Here is a 19,269-nt window from a genome sequence, read left to right as displayed (position 1 = left end):
TAACGTGATAACTGGAAAGGTACTGATGACTTGTTATCTATTCAGGTATGAATAAAAATAACAGGCAGTTTATCAGGGGGAATGCCATGTCAAAGCAGGATGAACAGCGGTTGCTGGTTAAGATTGCCACGCTTTACTACGCCGAAAATAAAAAACAGTCTGAAATCGCCACGCTGCTGCATTTGTCGCAGTCCTTTGTCTCCCGTGCTTTAACGCGTTGTCAGAAAGAAGGGCTGGTGAAAATCACCGTCGTACAGCCGACCAATATCTTTGTGGCGCTGGAAAAAGCCATTGAAGAGCAGTTTTGTATTCGTCAGGCGATTGTCGTGGATGTCGGTGACAACCCCAGCAATACGCAAATTAAGCATGCTATTGGCAGTGCGGCGGCGCATTACGTTGAAACCCGCCTGCGAGCCGAGGACCTGGTTGGAATTTCCTCCTGGAGTAGCACCATTCGCTGTATGGTCGATGAGATGCACCCGCAAAATATCCGTGCGGCGGGGGTGATCCAACTGCTGGGCGGCGTAGGGCCGAATGGTAACGTGCAGGCCACGATTCTTACGCAACAGTTGGCAGCGCACCTTGGCTGTCCGGCCTGGTTGCTGCCTTCACAAAGTATTGAGCATTCGGTTGAAGAGCGTACACGGTTGGTTAACAGCCCTGACGTTGCCGCGGTGGTTGAAAAGTTTGCTGAAGTGGATGTGGCAATTGTCGGTATTGGCGAACTGGAGCCTTCTCAATTGCTGAAAAACTCAGGCAACTACTACAACGAAGAAATGTTGCGACTGCTCGCCGAGCGCGGCGCAGTAGGCGATATCTGTCTGCATTATTACGATGCAGCAGGTAACCCGGTACTCAGCCATGAGGAAGACCCGGTCATCGGAATGGAGCTTTCGCAGATCCGGGAGTGTAACCACGTGATTGCTTTGGCTGGTGGTGTGGAAAAACAGAATGCGATACGCGGGGCATTGCAGGGGAATTATATTGACGTATTGATCACCGACTACCCGACAGCCCGCAGTCTGGTGGAAGGGTGATGTCACGGTGAGTTAAACAATTGACAGCCCCAGGAGGCCCCTGGAGCTGTCTGGTTGTGCATATCAGACTTTTCAGAGGGGATTACTGACTTTCCATCGCCGCCTTTTGTGCTACCACCGCGGCTTTTTGCTGCATCCGGTTTTGCATCTGGTCGATGATGACCGCGACGATAATCACGATACCTTTAATCACCATTTGCCAGAACTCGCTGACGCCCATCATCACCAGACCATCGGCCAGAAAACCGATAACGAAAGCGCCAATCAGCGTGCCTAAAATCGTGCCCCGTCCACCGGCCAGTGACGTACCGCCGAGAACCACTGCGGCAATGGCGTTCATCTCAAATGCCGTACCGTTGGCCGGATGGCTGGCGGAAAGCTGTGCCGAGACCACAATTCCAGCAATCGCGGCACACAGTCCGGATAGGGTATACACCCAGATTTTCACCTGTTTTACTTTTACCCCTGACAGCTCAGCAGCGCGCTCGTTATCCCCGATGGCGTAAACGTGGCGACCAAAAGGTAGACGACGAGCGACGTAAGCAATGACCAGTGCCAGCACAATCATCATCCAGATGGCCCACGGAATCCCAAACAGTGTACCGGCACCAATCTCATCAAAACCGGTATTGCCGAGCTGCGGATTGCCGGAAAGCCCGGGAAAGGTTTGCCCATCGGAGGTCAGCATCGCCGCCCCGCGCAAAACGTACATGGTTCCGAGCGTACAAATAAACGGTGCGACGTTATAGTGGGTGATGATCCAACCATTCGCCGCGCCAATCAGCCCACCAATCAACAAGACGACAGGCACAATCACCCAGACGCTGGGGAAAATTGCGATGCCGAACATTGGCAATACAATGCCTTTAGTGATTAGCCATCCTGCGACCATGCCGCACAGCCCAAGCGTAGCGCCAATTGAGAGATCAATCCCGGCGGTAATAATGACAAACGTGATCCCCAGCGCCAGAAAGGCGTTAATGGCGATATGCTTGATCATAATGACCATGCTGCCGCCAGAGAGAAATCCCGGTACGGTGAAGGCAAAGAACCCGACGATTAAAAACAGTGCAATAAAAGTGCGCAGTTTTAGGATTAGTAGCAGGATATTTTCCCGAGAGAAGGCGACTGTGGAGCGAGGCGCGTTGGCGGCAGATTGTAGTGTTTTCATATCAGAACCCCTGAGCACTTGCGGTTACCAGCGCCGATTCTTCGGCACGATCGCGGGCGATATCGGCAGTTAGCTTGCCGCCGGACATCACCAGAATGCGGTCAGAAACCGCCATAATTTCTTTTAAATCTGAGGTGGAGAAGACCACAGCAATACCCTGCTGGGAAAGCTGGACCATCATGCGGAACACATCGGCTTTCGCCCCGACATCGATGCCGCGTGTGGGTTCGTCAAGAAATAGAATTTTGGGATTGGTGAGCAGAGAGCGACCAATCACCACTTTTTGCTGGTTCCCTCCGCTCAGCGCCTGAATTTCAACCTCTGGCGAGGAGACTTTTATCGACAGATTGCCAATTGTGCTGGCGACCACGGCCTCTTCATCTTTGCGGGCAATGGCAAAGCCACGTTGCAGACGCCGCCAAAGGCTGGCAATGGTCAGATTGGTGGCGACGGATGAAATGGGGAAAATCCCTGTGCGCTTGCGATCCTCCGGCACCAGACTCATTCCCATACGGATGCGATCGGCGGTGGTTAAGCGCTGCGGGACCGGTTTGCTGTCGAGCCACAGTTTTCCGAGGTAGTTGCGCTCAGTACCTAACAAGCACTCGAACAATTCGGTTCGCCCAGCCCCCATAAGTCCATAGATACCGACAATTTCACCGGCATGAACGTTAAAGGTGACGTCATTGACGACTGCGCTGCCAGCGGTATTCACGCAGGTGATATGTTCAGCTTCCAGAACCGGAGCTCCAAACGTGCGGCCGGGTTCGAGAAAGTTGCTTACCGGATCACTGCCCAACATCTCGCGCACAATCCACGGGACATCGATGTCGCTAACCTTGGCTTCGGCTTGAAATTTACCATCGCGTAAAATAGTGATCACATCGCCAATTGCCATCAATTCTTCGAGGCGATGGGAGATATAGATTATCGACACGCCCTGGCGAGTAAGTTCACGGATCACGCGAAACAGAATCTCGACTTCAGTTTTACTGAGCGCTGAGGTGGGTTCATCAAGAATCAGGATATCTGCATCTTCAGCCAGTGCTTTGGCGATTTCGACTAGCTGTTGCTGCCCTACTTTGAGATTGCCAACCAGGTCGCGCGGTGATATCGGCTGATCGAGCCGGGTTAATAATTCCGCGGTGCGTTTCTCTTGCTCGGCCTCATTAATGGGGGCCATGCCTTTTTGAATCTCCCGACCGAGGAAAATGTTTTCCGCGACGGTGAGGTTCTCAAACAGGTTTAACTCCTGATGCACCATACCAATTCCATGTGCCGCAGCATCCCGGGTGCTGGCAAAGCGCACGGGATTTCCATTGAGCGACATCTCACCGCTACTGGGTTGCTGAACGCCAGCGAGGATCTTCATCAACGTCGATTTCCCCGCACCATTCTCACCAATAATCACATTCACCTTGCCACGCCAGACCTGATAATCGACGCTGTCCAGTGCAATTGTGCCGGGAAACAGCATTGAAATGGCATGCGTGCGCAGGATGATGTCATCAGCTGAGGTATTGCGCATTAGTGAGCCTCCTGTTCCAGCGTCAGTGCTGCTGCGTTTTCCGCTTTTCCAGCATTCAACGTCACGGCAAACAGCACCGTGGCAGTTTTCCCTTGCCAGCTAGTGTCTACGGCGGGTAACTGTTTCGCCGCTTCACGGTTATAAGCCCGTGACAGTTGGGCAAACTGAACCTGGTTAGTAAAATCTTCAAACTTGAAACCACTGGCATCGCGAATAGCATTGCCACGCATTACCGGGCCAATCTGAATCGTGACGGGCATATCATTGACCCTCACCACGATGGTGTGCTCTCGCCCATTGGTGGTGTCGACGCTATCAATCTGGCTGGTCAGGCGTACAAACACGCTTTCGGGAGCGGGTGAGGGGGCCTTCAGGCGAGTGGTCAGCGCTGAAGCATCCAGAATATGTTGCTGTGCCGCTTCCAGGACGCGGGAATGCCAGGTTTGTTGCGCGATCTGATCGGGAGTCTGGTTGTCGAAACTGGCTTTGGCCTGAGGATCGGCCGGGATAATTGGTTTGCCGTTTTCGTCGAGGTCAACTACCGTACAGGCCGTCAGCAACAGGGTGGCGCATCCAACCAGCGCGGCACCCCATTGTGTTAACGACATAGTGCCTCCGCTTAGTGGCTCAGGTTGAACTTGTTTAGCTTGCTGGCATTGGTTTCGTCAATCAGCACGCAATCCATGAGCTGTTTTTCTTCTTTCTGGGCTTTGCCGTTTTTCAGATAGTAATCCGCCTGCTCAACAGCCATTTGTGCCTGTTGCCAGCCGGGCTGCAGTACTGTCGCTTTAATATTGCTTTTATTAATGATTGAATCGCGGGTGTAGTCGCTGCCATCAAAACCGACCACGATGACATTATTTTTCCCCGCCGCTTTTAGTGCGGCTTCTGCACCCAGCGCCATAGTGTCGTTACCTGAGATCACGCCTACGATATCTGGGTTGGTTTGCAAAATGGCTTCCATTCGGGTAAAGGCTTCGGTTTGGCTCCAGTTTGCCGTCTGCTGGGCTACCATTTTCATGTCCGGATAGTCATCGAGTACATCGTGATACCCCTGCGAGCGTACATGGGCGTTGGTGTCGGATTGACGTCCCAGCAGTTCAACGTACTTCCCTTTTCCGTCCAGTAACCTGGCGAACTTCTCTGCGCCGAGCTGTGCGCCTTGATAGTTATTCGACACGATTTGCGCCACCGCGATACCGGTTTTATTGATTTCGCGATCGATCAGAAAAGCAGCTACACCCGCTGCTTTGGCTTTTTCCAGCGGCCCTACGGTGGCATCTGCACCCGCATTATCGAGAATGATCGCTTTCGCTTTACGAGCAATAGCAGTCTCAATCAGTTGGTTTTGTTTATTGACGTCATCATCATGAGAGGCAACCAGCGTGGCGTATCCCAGCTCTTTTGCTTTGGCGACTGCACCGTCGGCTTCGGCTTTAAAAAACGGGTTATCGTGAGAAGGGGTAATAATCGCAATCAGTCCGTTGTCGGCAGCATACAGCGAACCCGATGTGGTAAGGATCGAGGCCAGTAATACGGATTTAATCAAGGTCTTGTTCATCTCTTTCTCCACTTTGAATATTTATTCAAATATGATTTATTATTCAAGTTAACGATAAGTCGAGATAATCGAACTGTCTACGATTTGCGCAGCTAATTTCTTAAAAAGAGAAAAGGATCACGATCCTGATGGTGAGAATGGAAATAGCGTCACGATATTTTTATCACGCTGAAACCAATGAACGTTAACTTCTTGATTGCCGAGGTTTGCCGAAAATGACGGCATGATTTGTAATGTTAATTGCTGAGTCGTGAGTGCGGTGATTTTTGCGCTGGTGAAACCTGGTAGCCCCGATGCCTGATTGGAAAACGCCTTATACAGGCTCTCCTTTGCGCTGAATACCAGGGTTAAGGCGAGCGGAAAGGGCAGGCAGGTATGCTGCAAAATCTGATGTTCGTGGTTATCAATAATGCCATCAGCCAGCTCAACTGCGGTTTGTGGTGTAAAAATAGCTTCTATATCCAGCCCAATGGGATGCGTTGATACGACCGCCAGCGCCGTTGTTGCGCTATGGCTGATGCTGCCAAACAGATCCTGCGGCCACAATGGTTGGCGTTGCACACCGATGCCGGGCACGGTTTTGTGGCCAAATTCACGCAGTGCGTGGACTGCGGCAATACGCCCCGCTAAATGCTCAGCTTTACGCTTACGCCCACTGGAGTGGAGCTGAGTGTGGTGGGGAAGCCAGAGCAGGTCGTGCTCATGGAAAGTGTCGGGATCAAATTCGACAATGTGCAGCATATGATCTGCGAAAGGGAGCGGGATGTGCGTTGTGTGCATGATTTCTTACGGTTTCCCTCTCCCCGCAGCGAGGAGAGGGAAAAACGTTATCAGAAGTGTGTGTTAACGCTCATGAACCACGTCCGGCCCGGTTCGTTATAGGTGTGCGCGCCTGCGCCCGCCATATAGTTCCCGGTCACGATATCGCCCGTGGTCTGGGCATTCCCTTCACGCCACAGACGTTTGTCAAAGACGTTATCCACGCCGCCGGTCAGGCTGACGTTTTTCGTCACATCCCAGGTCGCACTCAGGCCTACGATGCTGTATGGGCTGACTTCACTGGCCGAGCTACCGGTAACGGGTTTACCCTGGTAATCGTATTTTTTCGGCTGCTGTTTGCCGTACCAGGTGAAGGTGGATTGCAATGACAGATCTTCACGTGCCTGCCAGCTCAGGGTCGAGTTCAGCGTGTATTCAGGAATAATCGACAGACGCTCGCCGGTCTCTTTATTCTTACTTTGCAGCATGTAGGTGATGTTGTTAGTCCAGTTAACGGTTTCGCTAACCGGCACGTTCAACGTCCCTTCCAGACCTTCAACTACCGCTTTAGGAATGTTTTCCCACTGATAGATATCGGTATAAGTCGTTTTCCCTTTGTTGGTGATAGACGTTCTGTCGAACGGGACCGTACCTGCTTCAATCTTGTTACGGTAATCGTTGCGGAACCAGGTTACCCCAGCCAGCCAGCCGTCGCGTTTGAACTCCAGACCAATCTCTTTGTTGATACTGGTTTCGGCCTTCAGATCATCGTTGCCCATCATATAGCAACCAATACCGGTCGCGGAGCCGGTGGCGTAGCAACCCTGACCTTTACTGTACAGAATGTAGTTCGGGTTGAGCTGATACAGGCTTGGCGCTTTATAGGCGCGCGCAATCCCCATCTTCAGGGTGAAGTCATCGCCCAGACCTTGGGAAAGGTTCAGGGACGGACTCCAGTTATCGCCCACAATGCTGTGATGATCGAAACGCAAACCTGGCGTCAGCATGGTGCTGTCGGTCAGTTCCATGTTGTTTTCAGCAAACAGAGAGAAAATCTCTGCGTCTGAGTACGGGCTGCGGTTGGTGCTGCTGGACCCTGGAATATCACCGCCCATAAAGGTCTGCGAATTGGACAACATGTCCTTCATGCGCTGCTGGTTCCATTCGGTACCGAGCGTCAGATTTTGGTTAACCAGCAGATCTAACGGAATGCTGATTTCACTGTGCAGCATGACGTCACTCAGGTCGGCGTCGAGGTATTTTTGTGACGCATTCGGGTCGAAAATCCCTTCGGTACCCCCCGCCAGGCCCTCCGGCGTACGGGAGTTACGCGTATGTTCATACTGCACCCAGTTACTGGTAGTGACGCCGTTATCCCAGCCGCCGTTCCAGGTCAGAGAGTAGTTCTGGCGGTAAAGACGGTTGGTCTCTTTCCCGTAGTTATCTTTCACCAGTTGGTTGGTGTTGGTGTTTTGAGTGTCGCCCGCATACAGGTTGCCCTGACGGCTATAGCCAGCCTCCAGTTCCAGTGACTGGAGCGGGGCGAAATCCCAGCGAACCACGCCGTTAATGTCTTTGTTGATCACCCCTTCACGACCGGCCGGTAAAGTATTTGAATACGTGCCGGTACGTTCTGACTGATGACCCTGGTTGATATCCCACGCGTCGGCCTGGGTTTTATCGAGATTACCGTACAAACGGAAGCTGAAATCCCCGCCCAGCGGACCGTTCAGGCTAAAGTTGGTGCGTTTGGTTGAACCTTCGTCTTTATGTTCCGGGGCGTTGAAATAGGTATCCCAGGAGCCGTGCCATTCGTTGCTGCCTTTTTTGGTGATGATATTCACCACGCCGCCAGCCGCACCGTTGCCATAGCGTGCCGCGGCAGGACCGCGCAGCACTTCAATACGTTCGATCATTTCTGGTGGCACCCAGGCAGTATCGCCGCGGGTATCACGCTCGCCGCGCCAGCCCTGACGCACAGAGTTACGGCTGGTTACCGGTTTGCCGTCGATCAGAATCAGGGTGTTTTCCGGCCCCATGCCGCGAATATCGATTTGGCGGTTGTTGCCGCGTTGACCGCTGGTTGAGTTACCGGTCAGGTTGACGCCTGGCATGGTACGGATGATTTCCGACACATCGCGAGCGGGAGGATTCTTACGAATTTCATCAGCGGTAATGGTTGAAACGCCCGGTGCCTGCAGGTTCTGCTGGGCGGCGGTAACCACGATGGTGTCTTCATGAGAGACAGCGGCGCTATCGGTTTGATCTTCTGCCATCGCTGGCAGGGCTACCCCGTAAATCCCTAAATTGACCAATAAGGCCAGTGAATGAATCTTGTTGTTCATTGTATGTCCTGCTGTTCTTTTAGCCACGAGTACCAATGTGCCGTGGTGCGGCATTTGGTCTGATGTCGCCCGCATCCGCGTAAACCCTCCATTCCAGAAAAAGTACGCAGCGCCAGGCCGGTTTATAAGTGGTGAAAAACTGTGCGCGCTTCCCACAGCGCGACAATACGCTATTGCAAATGCAAATAGTTATCAATAATATTATCAATATATTTCACGCTAGATCATAAAATTTGACAATAAACATGGGGTTATGGCGGTGACGACGTTAAAGATGGGAAGCGAGGCGTGGTGGCAGTCAAAAAAAGGCCCGGAGTGGGAGCGTGAAGACAACGGAAATTATCGGGTAACCTTCTGGTGGCGCGACCCGCAGGGAACGGAAAAAGAGTCAGCCATTCACCGCGTATGGGTCTATATCACCGGCGTCACCGACCACCATCAAAATGCCACCCCGCAGTCGATGCAACGCATTGACGGAACAAATGTTTGGTGCTGGAGTGTTTCCCTCAGCGCCAACTGGCGCGGCAGTTACTGTTTTATCCCAACAGAACGAAATGATATTTTTGCCGCGCAGACGCCGGGCGAAGCGCCTGACCGAACCGTGCTGCGTGAAGGCTGGCGGCAATTGTTGCCGCAGGCTATTGCCGATCCCCTCAATCCGCAGAGCTGGCAGGGCGGTCGTGGCCATGCGGTGTCTGCACTGGAAATGCCTGATGCACCCGTACAACCGGGATGGGATCGACCTGAAAACCCCGACTCGCCCGCAGTTTGCCTGCAATGGCGTAGCGCCAGACTCGGCAATACACGCCGCGTGTGGGTGTTTACCACTGGTGAAGCTCAGCCGGAAGCGCGTCCGCTGGCTATCCTGCTGGACGGACAGTTTTGGGCACAGAGTATGCCGGTCTGGCCTGCGCTGACTTCACTCACCCATCGCGGACACCTCCCGCCCGCCGTTTATCTCCTGATTGATACCATCGACACGGCTCACCGCAGCCGCGAATTGCCGTGTAATGCGGATTTTTGGTTGGCAGTACAGCAGGAACTATTGCCGCTGGTGAAGACCACGACCGCGTTCAGTGACGACCCGCAGCGTACCGTCGTCGCCGGGCAAAGTTTTGGCGGGCTGTCATCGCTGTATGCCGGGCTGAACTGGCCCGCGCGCTTTGGCTGCGTGCTCAGCCAGTCAGGCTCTTATTGGTGGCCGCATCGCGGTGGTCATCAGGATGGGGCGATCGTTGAGCAACTGAAAAGCGGAAAGATAAGCGCCCAGGGGCTGCGTATTGTCCTGGAAGCCGGGATCCGCGAGCCCATTATTTATCGCGCAAATCAGGCGCTTTATGCCCAGTTACCCTCTGCACCACAGTCTATTTTCTGGCGTCAGGTTGATGGTGGACACGATGCGCTTTGCTGGCGCGGCGGACTGATGCAAGGGCTGATCACGCTCTGGCAACCGCTTACCGACACGATTTAACCGGACGATGTTCCACGACAGGAGTTGAGTATGGAATTCAGTAACCCCTTCGATAATCCGCAGGGCCAGTTTTACATTCTGCAAAATCCCCAACGTCAGTTTAGCCTTTGGCCGCAGCAATGCTCACTTCCTGCTGGCTGGACGGTCGCGTGCGAACCCCAATCACAGGAAGCCTGCCAGCAATGGCTGGATGCAAACTGGACCACGCTGACGCCAGCGAACTACGTCGATGTGCAGGAGGCTCCATGACTCAACGTTTACCGTTAGTTGCGGCTCAGCCGGGGATCTGGATGGCGGAAAAACTCTCCACATTGCCCTCTGCGTGGAGCGTGGCGCACTACGTAGAATTAACTGGCGAACTGGACGCACCGTTGCTGGCGAAAGCGGTAGTGGCGGGTCTGCAGCAGGCCGATACTCTAAGGATGCGGTTTAGCGAAGATAACGGCGAGGTCTGGCAATGGGTAGACTCTGCGCTTGCCTTTGCGCCACCAGAAATTATCGATCTGCGCGAAAAATCCGATCCGCATGCGGCAGCGCGCGCCTTGATGCAGGCAGACCTGCAGCAGGACATCCGTGCTGATGGCACTAAGCCGCTGGTTTTTCACCTGCTCATTCAGGTGGGAGAAAAGCGTTGGTATTGGTATCAGCGTTACCATCATCTGCTGGTTGATGGCTTCAGTTTCCCGGCCATTACCCGCCAGATAGCCGCAATTTACCGCGCATGGCTGCATGGCGAGCCCACGCCGGAATCACCTTTTACGCCATTTTCTGAGGTGGTGGAAGAGTATCAACAGTATCGGCAAAGCGATGCCTGGCAACGCGACGGCGCCTTCTGGACCGAGCAGCGAAAGCAACTCCCACCTCCGGCTTCGCTGTCTAACAAACCCCTGCCAGGGCGGTCGGCCAGCGCGGATATTATTCGTCTGAAGTTAACCGCGCCTGAAGGGGAGTTTCGCCGGCTTGCGGCACGTATGCCAGACGTTCAGCGTGCGGATCTGGCCCTTGCGCTGGTGGCGCTGTGGCTCGGACGTTTATGCAGCCGAATGGAATATGCCGCCGGGTTTATCTTTATGCGGCGTATGGGGTCGGCGGCGCTCACGTCCACCGGACCGGTTTTAAACGTCCTGCCATTTGGCGTGCAGTTGAATGCGGCAGAAAGCTTGCCTGCACTTGCCCTACGACTGGCCGCACAGTTGAAGAAAATGCGCCGACATCAGCGATATGATGCTGAGCAAATTGTTCGCGACAGCGGGCGCGCAGCCGGTGCCGAACCGCTGTTTGGCCCGGTACTGAACGTGAAAATATTCGACTATCAACTGAATATTCCTGGCGTTCAGGCGCAAACCCATACGTTGGCGACAGGTCCGGTGAACGATCTGGAGCTGGCGCTGTTCCCGGATGAAAACGGCGGGCTGAGTATTGAAATCCTGGCCAATAAACAGCGCTACGATGCCGCGACGCTGGCGCAACATGCATCGCGTTTAACCGCGCTTATCGCGCAGTTTGCCGACAATCCGTCGCTATGCTGCGGCGATGCCGGGATGCTGTTGCCGACAGAACATGAGCGGCTGGCGAAGATTAACGAAACGACCGTGGCGATTCCGTCCACCACGCTGAGCGCGCTGGTGGCACAGCAGGCCGATAAAACGCCGGATGCCCCGGCGCTGGCTGATGCCCGCTATCAGTTTAGCTATCGTGAAATGCGCCAACAGGTTGTGGCGCTGGCGCGCCGCCTGCGCGAGCGTGGCGTACAGCCTGGTGACAGCGTTGCCGTGGCATTACCGCGTTCCGTGTTCCTCACTCTGGCGCTGCACGGTATTGTTGAGGCGGGAGCTGCCTGGCTGCCATTGGATACCGGATACCCGGACGATCGCCTGCGGATGATGCTCGAAGACGCGAAGCCAAAATTGTTGATCGCGACCGAAGAGCAACTGGCACGCTTTAGCGATATTCCGGAGCTGGAAAGTCTGTGCTACAACGCGCCGCTGCCAGAAGAGGATGCTGCACCGCTGGCGCTATCTCAACCTAATCATACGGCCTATATTATTTTTACTTCCGGTTCTACCGGCAGACCAAAAGGGGTGATGGTTGGGCAAACAGCCATCGTTAACCGTTTGCTGTGGATGCAAAATCACTATCCTCTGACCGCGGATGATGTGGTGGCGCAAAAAACGCCGTGCAGTTTTGACGTCTCGGTATGGGAGTTTTTCTGGCCGTTTATTGCCGGGGCAAAACTGGTCATGGCAGAACCTGAAGCGCACCGCGATCCGCTGGCGATGCAGCAGTTCTTTGCGCAGTCAGGGGTGACGACCACGCACTTTGTTCCCTCTATGCTGGCCGCTTTTGTTGCTTCACTGACGCCGGAAACCGCGCGGGAGAGCTGTGCCTCGCTGAAACGGGTATTCTGCAGCGGCGAAGCCTTACCTGCAGATTTATGCCGCGAATGGGAACAGTTGACTCATGCGCCACTGCACAATTTATACGGGCCAACGGAAGCGGCGGTCGATGTGAGCTGGTATCCGGCCTGGGGGGACGATCTCGCTGCCGTAACGGGCAATAGCGTGCCGATTGGCTATCCGGTATGGAATACCGGTTTACGGATCCTGGACGCCATGATGCGCCCGGTGCCCTTTGGCGTGGCAGGTGATCTCTATCTGACGGGGATCCAACTGGCGCAAGGATACCTGGGGCGAGCGGATCTAACCGCGAGCCGCTTTATCGCCGATCCATTTAACCCTGGTGAACGCATGTACCGTACCGGGGATGTGGCGCGCTGGCTGGAGAATGGCGCAGTGGAATACCTCGGGCGCAGCGATGACCAGCTTAAAATTCGCGGACAGCGCATTGAGCTCGGTGAGATTGATCGGGTGATGCAGCAGCTGCCAGATGTCGAACATGCCGTAGCCCACGCCTGCGTATTCAACCAGGCGGCGGCGACAGGCGGCGATGCACGACAGTTGGTGGGGTATCTGGTGTCGCAATCGGGGTTACCGCTGGATACGTCTGCATTGCGGGAAACTCTGCGTGAAAAACTGCCTGCGCATATGGTGCCGACGGTATTGTTGCAACTGGCGGAGCTGCCGCTGAGTGCAAACGGTAAACTGGATCGTAAAGCGCTGCCGATGCCGCAGTTGACGTCGCGTACGTCAGGACGTGCGCCGCGAGCAGGGACTGAAACCGCCATCGCGCAGTCTTTTGCGGCTTTGCTGGATTGCGAGGTTAATGACGTAGAGGCTGACTTCTTTGCGCTTGGCGGACATTCGCTGCTGGCGATGAAGCTGGCAGCGCAGTTGAGCCGGATTTTTGAGCGTCAGGTAACGCCTGGGCAAATAATGGTGGCTTCTACTGTTGAACAACTGAGTGCACTGCTGGAGAGCAATGATGATGAACAGTCGCAGCGTCTGGGATTCGAGACGCTGCTGCCGCTGCGTGAAAGTCATGGCCCAACGCTGTTTTGCTTCCATCCGGCGTCGGGTTTCGCCTGGCAGTTTAGCGTGCTGTCGCGTTACCTCAGCCCGCAGTGGTCGATTATTGGCATTCAGTCGCCGCGACCGGATGGCCCTATGCAGACGGCGGAAAACCTTGATGCGGTATGCGAACATCACCTGGCAACGCTGCTCAGCCAGCAGCCTCATGGTCCCTATTATTTATTAGGCTACTCGCTGGGGGGGACGTTGGCGCAGGGAATCGCCGCACGCTTACATGCCAGAGGAGAGACAGTTGCATTCCTGGGGCTGCTGGATACCTGGCCGCCGGAAACGCAAAACTGGCAGGAAAAGGAGGCTAATGGGTTGGATCCCGCGGTACTGGCCGAGATCGAGCGTGAACGTGAAGCGTTTCTGGCAGCGCAGCAGGGGAATGCGTCAGAGGCCTTATTTAATGCTATCGAAGGCAACTACGCCGATGCGGTTCGCCTGCTCACCACGGCACACAGCGTGCCGTTTGCTGGTCACGCCACGCTGTTCGTCGCTGAGCGCACCTTAGTGCCGGGGGTCAGTCCTGAACGCAGTTGGTCACCGTGGATATCCAGTCTGGATGTATATCGTCAGGACTGCGCGCATGTTGATATCATAACCCCTGAAGCGTTTGAGAAGATTGGGCCTGTCATGCGTGACCTGCTCCAAAATATCCAATAAACGTCATCGGGTCAGCGTGTTAAACGCTGACCCGTGTAGTCATCTCTATAGAGATGACTGGGTATGAATTTTCGGTGTACGCCCAAGCGGCACCACTAACGGCGTTCCGGCAACCGGATCGTCGATAATCATACAGCGCAGACCATAGATTTTTTCAATAAGCTGCGCGGTGACGATTTCCTTCGGCGCACCCTCGGCAACAATTTTTCCGTCACGCAGCGCAATCAGATGCGTCGCATAGCGACACGCCTGATTAAGATCGTGCAGAACGGCGGCCAGCGTATACCCTTTCTCCCGGTTTAGCTCACTCAGCAGCTCCAGCAGATCGATCTGATGGCTGATATCCAGCCAGGTGGTAGGTTCATCGAGCAGCATAATCGACGTTTCCTGCGCCAGCACCATCGCAATCCATGCGCGCTGGCGTTGTCCACCGGAAAGGGTATCCACACTTTGTGACGCAAGATGAGTGATTCCCGTCGCCTGCATTGCGTTTGAGACCGCGATTTCATCCTCATTTCGCCAGCGGGTAAACAATGGCTGATGCGGGTAGCGCCCACGGGCAACCAGCTCCTGTACCGTAATATCACCCGGCGTGGTGGCGTTCTGCGCCAACAAACCTATTCTGCGAGCAACCTCTTTGCTGGCATAGTGCTGGATATGCTCGCCGTCGAGCCAGACCTTACCGTGCGCGGGCGTCATCAGACGACTAAGCGTGCGCAGTAGCGTTGATTTTCCGCAGCCGTTTGGCCCGATAATTGCGGTGAAGTGACCGTCTGGAATCGACACATTGAGGTTTTCCGCTACGGTAAATTTGCCATAACCCAGCGTTAACTGGTCGCCACGCAAACGGGCTACTGATTCGATCATTTTTTGCGGGACTCCTGAATTAACAAGACGATAAGATAAATACCGCCGAGGCTTACGGTGACAACGCCCACCGGAAGCTGATAAGGCATAAACAGCTGTTGGGCGCATAAATCCGCCATCAACAGCAGCAACGCGCCACACAGCGCCGACAGGGTTAATCCCCAGCGCGATGTGCCGCTAATCCGCCGCGCGATATGTGGGGCGACAAGGGCAATAAACGAGATAGGGCCAGCCAGCGCGGTGGCGGCAGCGGTCAGTACAACCGCAACCAGCATCATCATCAGACGTGAGCGCTCTACGCTGACGCCAAGCGCACAGGCACTGTCATCACCCATTTCCAGTAAACGCATCCGGCGCACCAGCAGCGTGGCGCACACCAGCATAAGGATAATCAGTGGGGCAGAAGGCCAGGTTTTGGCCCAGGTCAGGCCATTGAGCGATCCGGCGTTCCACAGTCCGGCGGTCAGCGCGGTTTCTAATGATGCCTTCAGCAGTAGCCAGGTGTTGAACGCAACCAGCATGGCGCGTATGCCGATCCCAATAATAATCAGCCGGAAGGTGTCGATACCATTGCGCCAGGCGAGCGCCCAGACCACCAGAGACGTCAGGACCCCGCCAACCATGGCCGCAAGCGCGATAGCGGTGAGATGCTGTCCGAACAGCACCATTGCCACCAGCACACCGCTCCAGGCACCGGTATTGAAACCCATCACATCCGGGCTGCCCAGCGGGTTGCGCATCAGCGACTGGAATATTGCACCGCTCACGCCGAGCGCCGCGCCAATCAATAGCGCCATCAGCACGCGTGGCAAACGCCATTCGGTCACCACCAGCGTAATACTGCGCGGCGCATCGCCAAGCAGAGCGGCAATAATTTGCTGGGTTTCCAGCGTAACGACGCCGCTACGCAGGCTCCACAAGCCAACGGCGAGACAACCTACAACCAGCAGCAGGCTGCTGACTATCAGGCGGCGGGAGAGGTGCATCATGCGCCACCCCCGCGCGGTTTCCGGCGTACCAGAAAGATAAGCACCGGCGCGCCGATAAATGCGCTGACCACTGAAACGCGCAGTTCGCCGGGGACAATCAGGCGACCGATGATATCGGCAATTAGCAACAGAGAGGGGGTTGCCAGCAGGGTAACGGGCAGCGACCAACGGTGATCTGCCCCCACCAGCCAGCGCGCCATATGCGGCATCATCAGGCCGATAAAGGCGATAGGGCCGACAATCGCGGTCGCACTGCCGCACAGTACGGTAATCACCAACAGGCCAATAAACTGCGTGCGAGCGACTTTGCTGCCAAGCGCGGTGGCGGTGTCGCTCCCGAGGCTCAGGCTATTCAGAGCACGGCTAAGGAACAACGCGACAGCCGCGGCAATCAGTACCGGCACCAGGACGACCTTCAGCGTTTGCAGGCTGCGGATATCCAATGAACCGGCCTGCCAGAAACGCAACTGATCGTAGACATCCGGGTTGAGCAGGGCGATTCCGGTGGATAATCCTTCCAGCACCGCGCCCAGCGCAACGCCCGCCAGCGTCAGGCGTACCGGGCTTAACTGCCCGCCGCCCTGGCTGCCGGTAAAGGCCACTATAAGCGACGCGACCAGCGCCCCGGAAAAGGCCATCAGCAGTTGCTCTTGCGCAGAGGAAAAACCGAACAGCGCGGCTCCCAGCACAATAGCGAAGCTGGCTCCGGAGTTAACGCCCAGAATGCCGGGATCGGCGAGAGGGTTACGCGTGAGCGTTTGCATTAATGCGCCAGCCAGACCCAGCGCCCCACCGGCGAGCAGCCCCGCCAGCGTGCGCGGCAGTCGCGCGTCCAGCACGATGGTGCAATCAGCGCTTTGACAACTGCCGGTAAGTGCATCCAGCACCACGGAGGCAGGTAGCGACTTGGCGCCAATAACCAGACTTAATACCGTGGTGAGAACAAGTAATAACAATAGTCCGGGCACGGCGAAGGCTCGTGTCGCGGAAACAGAGCATGACATATCAACTTCCCTGATAATGATAGTAATTATCGTTATCGATCTTATTTGGATATGTTAGCATGTGCAGCCATCGAATGGATATTGAAAAAGTACCTGGTAAGGCTCTGTAATGAATCGACAATCCTGGCTGCTCAATCTCAGCCTGTTAAAGACCCACCCTGCATTTCGCGCCGTCTTCCTCGCCCGTTTTATTTCCATTGTCTCTCTGGGGCTACTCGGCGTGGCGGTTCCGGTACAGATCCAGATGATGACCCAGTCGACCTGGCAGGTCGGTTTGTCAGTAACGTTGACCGGCAGCGCAATGTTTATTGGTCTGATGGTGGGCGGGGTGCTGGCCGACCGCTATGAGCGTAAAAAAGTGATCCTGTTGGCTCGTGGAACCTGCGGAATCGGCTTTATTGGTCTGTGTCTGAATGCGCTGCTGCCCGAACCGTCGTTACTGGCGATTTATTTGCTTGGCTTATGGGACGGTTTCTTTGCCTCGCTGGGCGTGACCGCGTTGCTGGCGGCTACACCGGCGCTGGTTGGGCGGGAGAATTTGATGCAGGCCGGGGCGATTACCATGTTGACGGTACGCCTGGGTTCGGTTATTTCGCCGATGCTTGGCGGGGTATTGCTCGCGACCGGTGGCGTGGCGTGGAACTACGGTCTGGCGGCGGCGGGCACTTTCATTACCTTGCTGCCGTTGCTGAGCCTTCCCGCGCTGCCGCCTCCGCCGCAGCCGCGCGAGCATCCGCTAAAATCACTGCTGGCAGCATTTCGCTTTCTGCTTGCCAGCCCGCTGATTGGCGGCATTGCACTGCTTGGCGGTCTGTTGACTATGGCGAGCGCCGTGCGCGTGTTGTATCCCGCGTTGGCGATTAACTGGCAAATGTCGAGTGCGCAAATAGGTCTGCTGTATGCGGCCATTCCTCTTGGCGCGGCGGTGGGCGCGTTGACCAGCGGACAACTGGCGCACAGCGTTCGTCCGGGACTGATCATGCTGGTATCGACCGTGGCTTCGTTCCTGGCTATCGGTCTGTTTGGGTTGATGCCGATCTGGGAGCTTGGCGTTGTCTGCCTGGCGCTGTTCGGCTGGCTGAGTGCGGTCAGCTCTTTGTTGCAGTACACCCTGTTACAGACGCAGACGCCAGAAGCGATGCTCGGGCGAATTAACGGTTTGTGGACTGCGCAGAACGTTACAGGAGATGCGATCGGCGCGGCGCTGTTAGGGGGATTGGGGGCGATGATGACACCGGTTGCTTCGGCAAGCGTAAGTGGGTTTGGGCTGGTGATTGTCGGTCTGCTACTGCTGCTGTTGCTGGGAGAAGTGCGCCGATTCCGACAAATGCCTGTGAATGCCGGATAGCGTTGTCTTCTACGGTTTGTAGGCCGGATAAGGCGTTAGCCGTATCCGGCGCTGGCGATTAAAAGAGAGCTGACAGACGTTGCAGCAGCAAGGTCGCGCTGTAGTAGTCGAGACGGAAGGTTTCCGTACCCAGGGCGTAAACACGTTTATTCTGCACGGCAGGCAGATGTGCCAGCAGCGGATTAGCATAAATGGCGTCGGCATCTTTGTTGTCGCCAGCGAACAGGAACAGCGCTTCGCCGTTCAGGCCAGCCGCCAGGTTCTCACCGCCAAGCTGGATGATATCGTGGCGTTTGCCCTGACTCTGGCTGGTGTGCAATCCGGCAGGCAGCGGTGCCAGGGTGAAACCTAACTGCTCCATCAGCTTGCCCTGCGCCGACTCAGGCGTCCACAGGTTGGCGCTGTGCGCTGCAGCGGTGTATACCAGCGCGCTGACCGGTTGCGGCGGCAGGGTAATACGCTGCTTGACCGCCTGCAGTTGCTTATCAAACTCGGCAATACGCGCAGCCGCCTGTTGCTCCTGACCGGTAATTTCACCTAACTGCGTCAGCAGCGCCTGCCAGCTTTTGTCGTCGTAATTAATGATTAGCGTTGGCGCAATGGTGGACAACTGATCGTATAGCGCGAGGGCTGAATCTCCCCCGGTGGCGCTGATCAGAATCAGATCCGGCATTTGCGCTGCCACGGCCTCAGCGCTCGGTTCGCCGATATACAGGCGGCTCAGTTTGCGCGCCTTTGCCACTTCGCTCCACTGGCGTAAAAAGCCCTGTGCATCGCCGATGCGATTGTTCGGCGTAGTGGCGCCGCTGGCGATGACCGGGGCATCAATTGCCAGCAGCGAGCCGGTGAGGGTGACGCTGGTGGAGACAATTCGCTGCGGCTTATGTTCCAGCGTATGCGTACCACTACTGTCGGTAACCTGACGCGGCCAGTCGGCGGCATAACCTAAAGAAATTCCTGAAATAGACAAACCTGCCAGTAAGAGCACGGTGCGGCAAAAAGAGGGGAGACTCACGAATCAGCATCCTGTTATCAGTATAAGTAATGCTTCTC

At 55.5% G+C, this 19,269-nt stretch carries 15 protein-coding genes; 5 read left to right on the top strand and 10 right to left on the bottom strand.

From position 1 onward, the window contains the following. The first annotated feature begins 86 nt into the window (after positions 1-86). Positions 87-1,037: a sugar-binding transcriptional regulator gene (locus tag HV037_RS17655; RefSeq protein WP_103283600.1), complete on the top strand. Its 951-nt coding sequence runs from the start codon at positions 87-89 to the stop codon at positions 1,035-1,037. Between the two features lie 82 nt (positions 1,038-1,119). Here HV037_RS17655 and HV037_RS17650 read toward each other — a convergent pair whose 3' ends face one another. The 6 genes from HV037_RS17650 to HV037_RS17625 form a co-directional block, all read right to left on the bottom strand. Beyond that, positions 1,120-2,208 (bottom strand): ABC transporter permease, encoded by a 1,089-nt coding sequence (locus HV037_RS17650; protein ID WP_103283601.1) that lies wholly within the window; start codon positions 2,206-2,208, stop codon positions 1,120-1,122. Position 2,209: 1 nt separating this feature from the next. Continuing rightward, positions 2,210-3,736 carry a sugar ABC transporter ATP-binding protein gene (locus HV037_RS17645; protein ID WP_170973930.1) on the bottom strand — a complete coding sequence of 509 codons (1,527 nt, stop codon included), beginning with the start codon at positions 3,734-3,736 and terminating at the stop codon, positions 2,210-2,212. Continuing rightward, positions 3,736-4,344, bottom strand: a complete 609-nt coding sequence (locus tag HV037_RS17640) for a DUF2291 family protein (RefSeq protein WP_103283602.1) — start codon at positions 4,342-4,344, stop codon at positions 3,736-3,738. The genes HV037_RS17645 and HV037_RS17640 overlap by 1 nt, the downstream gene beginning before the upstream one ends. 11 nt (positions 4,345-4,355) lie before the next feature. Further along, entirely contained in the window at positions 4,356-5,297 is a 942-nt protein-coding gene (locus HV037_RS17635; RefSeq protein ID WP_016152186.1) for a D-ribose ABC transporter substrate-binding protein, read from the bottom strand. 117 nt (positions 5,298-5,414) lie between these two features. After that, a complete protein-coding gene (entD, locus tag HV037_RS17630) occupies positions 5,415-6,077 on the bottom strand; it encodes an enterobactin synthase subunit EntD (protein ID WP_103283603.1) in 663 nt (220 codons plus the stop codon). Positions 6,078-6,127: 50 nt separating this feature from the next. Then, entirely contained in the window at positions 6,128-8,401 is a 2,274-nt protein-coding gene (locus tag HV037_RS17625; RefSeq protein WP_016155941.1) for a TonB-dependent siderophore receptor, read from the bottom strand. A 253-nt stretch (positions 8,402-8,654) separates the two neighbouring features. Between HV037_RS17625 and fes the strand changes: the two genes are divergently transcribed. Genes fes through entF form a run of 3 tightly spaced genes read left to right on the top strand, consistent with a single transcriptional unit; the run spans position 8,655 to position 14,008 of the window. Further along, positions 8,655-9,872, top strand: coding sequence for an enterochelin esterase (gene fes, locus HV037_RS17620; RefSeq protein WP_016152189.1), 1,218 nt, complete (start codon positions 8,655-8,657; stop codon positions 9,870-9,872). 30 nt (positions 9,873-9,902) lie between these two features. Next, positions 9,903-10,121 (top strand): MbtH family protein, encoded by a 219-nt coding sequence (locus HV037_RS17615; RefSeq protein ID WP_016152190.1) that lies wholly within the window; start codon positions 9,903-9,905, stop codon positions 10,119-10,121. Beyond that, positions 10,118-14,008, top strand: a complete 3,891-nt coding sequence (gene entF / locus HV037_RS17610; protein WP_103283604.1) for an enterobactin non-ribosomal peptide synthetase EntF — start codon at positions 10,118-10,120, stop codon at positions 14,006-14,008. The genes HV037_RS17615 and entF overlap by 4 nt, the downstream gene beginning before the upstream one ends. A gap of 45 nt (positions 14,009-14,053) precedes the next feature. Here entF and fepC read toward each other — a convergent pair whose 3' ends face one another. The 3 genes from fepC to fepD are packed head-to-tail and all read right to left on the bottom strand — an operon-like array spanning position 14,054 to position 16,868. Further along, positions 14,054-14,875 carry an iron-enterobactin ABC transporter ATP-binding protein gene (fepC, locus tag HV037_RS17605; protein ID WP_016152192.1) on the bottom strand — a complete coding sequence of 274 codons (822 nt, stop codon included), beginning with the start codon at positions 14,873-14,875 and terminating at the stop codon, positions 14,054-14,056. Beyond that, complete coding sequence (gene fepG, locus HV037_RS17600; protein ID WP_016152193.1) at positions 14,872-15,864, bottom strand: iron-enterobactin ABC transporter permease; 993 nt, start codon at positions 15,862-15,864, stop codon at positions 14,872-14,874. The genes fepC and fepG overlap by 4 nt, the downstream gene beginning before the upstream one ends. After that, positions 15,861-16,868 carry a Fe(3+)-siderophore ABC transporter permease gene (gene fepD, locus HV037_RS17595; protein WP_103283605.1) on the bottom strand — a complete coding sequence of 336 codons (1,008 nt, stop codon included), beginning with the start codon at positions 16,866-16,868 and terminating at the stop codon, positions 15,861-15,863. The genes fepG and fepD overlap by 4 nt, the downstream gene beginning before the upstream one ends. Before the next feature lie 109 nt (positions 16,869-16,977). Between fepD and entS the strand changes: the two genes are divergently transcribed. Beyond that, a complete protein-coding gene (gene entS / locus HV037_RS17590; protein WP_181500120.1) occupies positions 16,978-18,216 on the top strand; it encodes an enterobactin transporter EntS in 1,239 nt (412 codons plus the stop codon). 58 nt (positions 18,217-18,274) lie between these two features. Here entS and fepB read toward each other — a convergent pair whose 3' ends face one another. Next, on the bottom strand, positions 18,275-19,231 hold the full coding sequence (fepB, locus tag HV037_RS17585) for a Fe2+-enterobactin ABC transporter substrate-binding protein (protein WP_181500119.1): 957 nt from the start codon (positions 19,229-19,231) through the stop codon (positions 18,275-18,277). Between the last annotated feature and the right edge of the window lie 38 nt (positions 19,232-19,269).

This window comes from Citrobacter sp. RHBSTW-00017, from assembly GCF_013797615.1.
GTDB classification, from domain to species: domain Bacteria; phylum Pseudomonadota; class Gammaproteobacteria; order Enterobacterales; family Enterobacteriaceae; genus Citrobacter; species Citrobacter braakii.
The sequence above is the reverse complement of the archived record's forward strand: the minus strand, read 5'-3'. Positions and strand labels throughout refer to the sequence as shown.

Excerpts from the sequence above, each read along its gene's own strand:
- fepC (WP_016152192.1), bottom strand. The coding sequence starts at position 14,875 with ATGATCGAATCAGTAGCCCGTTTGCGTGGCGACCAGTTAACGCTGGGT.
- HV037_RS17640 (WP_103283602.1), bottom strand. The coding sequence starts at position 4,344 with ATGTCGTTAACACAATGGGGTGCCGCGCTGGTTGGATGCGCCACCCTG.
- fes (WP_016152189.1), top strand. The coding sequence starts at position 8,655 with ATGGCGGTGACGACGTTAAAGATGGGAAGCGAGGCGTGGTGGCAGTCA.
- entD (WP_103283603.1), bottom strand. The coding sequence starts at position 6,077 with ATGCACACAACGCACATCCCGCTCCCTTTCGCAGATCATATGCTGCAC.
- fepD (WP_103283605.1), bottom strand. The coding sequence starts at position 16,868 with ATGTCATGCTCTGTTTCCGCGACACGAGCCTTCGCCGTGCCCGGACTA.
- HV037_RS17645 (WP_170973930.1), bottom strand. The coding sequence starts at position 3,736 with ATGCGCAATACCTCAGCTGATGACATCATCCTGCGCACGCATGCCATT.
- HV037_RS17635 (WP_016152186.1), bottom strand. The coding sequence starts at position 5,297 with ATGAACAAGACCTTGATTAAATCCGTATTACTGGCCTCGATCCTTACC.
- HV037_RS17650 (WP_103283601.1), bottom strand. The coding sequence starts at position 2,208 with ATGAAAACACTACAATCTGCCGCCAACGCGCCTCGCTCCACAGTCGCC.
- entS (WP_181500120.1), top strand. The coding sequence starts at position 16,978 with ATGAATCGACAATCCTGGCTGCTCAATCTCAGCCTGTTAAAGACCCAC.
- fepG (WP_016152193.1), bottom strand. The coding sequence starts at position 15,864 with ATGATGCACCTCTCCCGCCGCCTGATAGTCAGCAGCCTGCTGCTGGTT.
- HV037_RS17625 (WP_016155941.1), bottom strand. The coding sequence starts at position 8,401 with ATGAACAACAAGATTCATTCACTGGCCTTATTGGTCAATTTAGGGATT.
- entF (WP_103283604.1), top strand. The coding sequence starts at position 10,118 with ATGACTCAACGTTTACCGTTAGTTGCGGCTCAGCCGGGGATCTGGATG.
- HV037_RS17615 (WP_016152190.1), top strand. The coding sequence starts at position 9,903 with ATGGAATTCAGTAACCCCTTCGATAATCCGCAGGGCCAGTTTTACATT.
- HV037_RS17655 (WP_103283600.1), top strand. The coding sequence starts at position 87 with ATGTCAAAGCAGGATGAACAGCGGTTGCTGGTTAAGATTGCCACGCTT.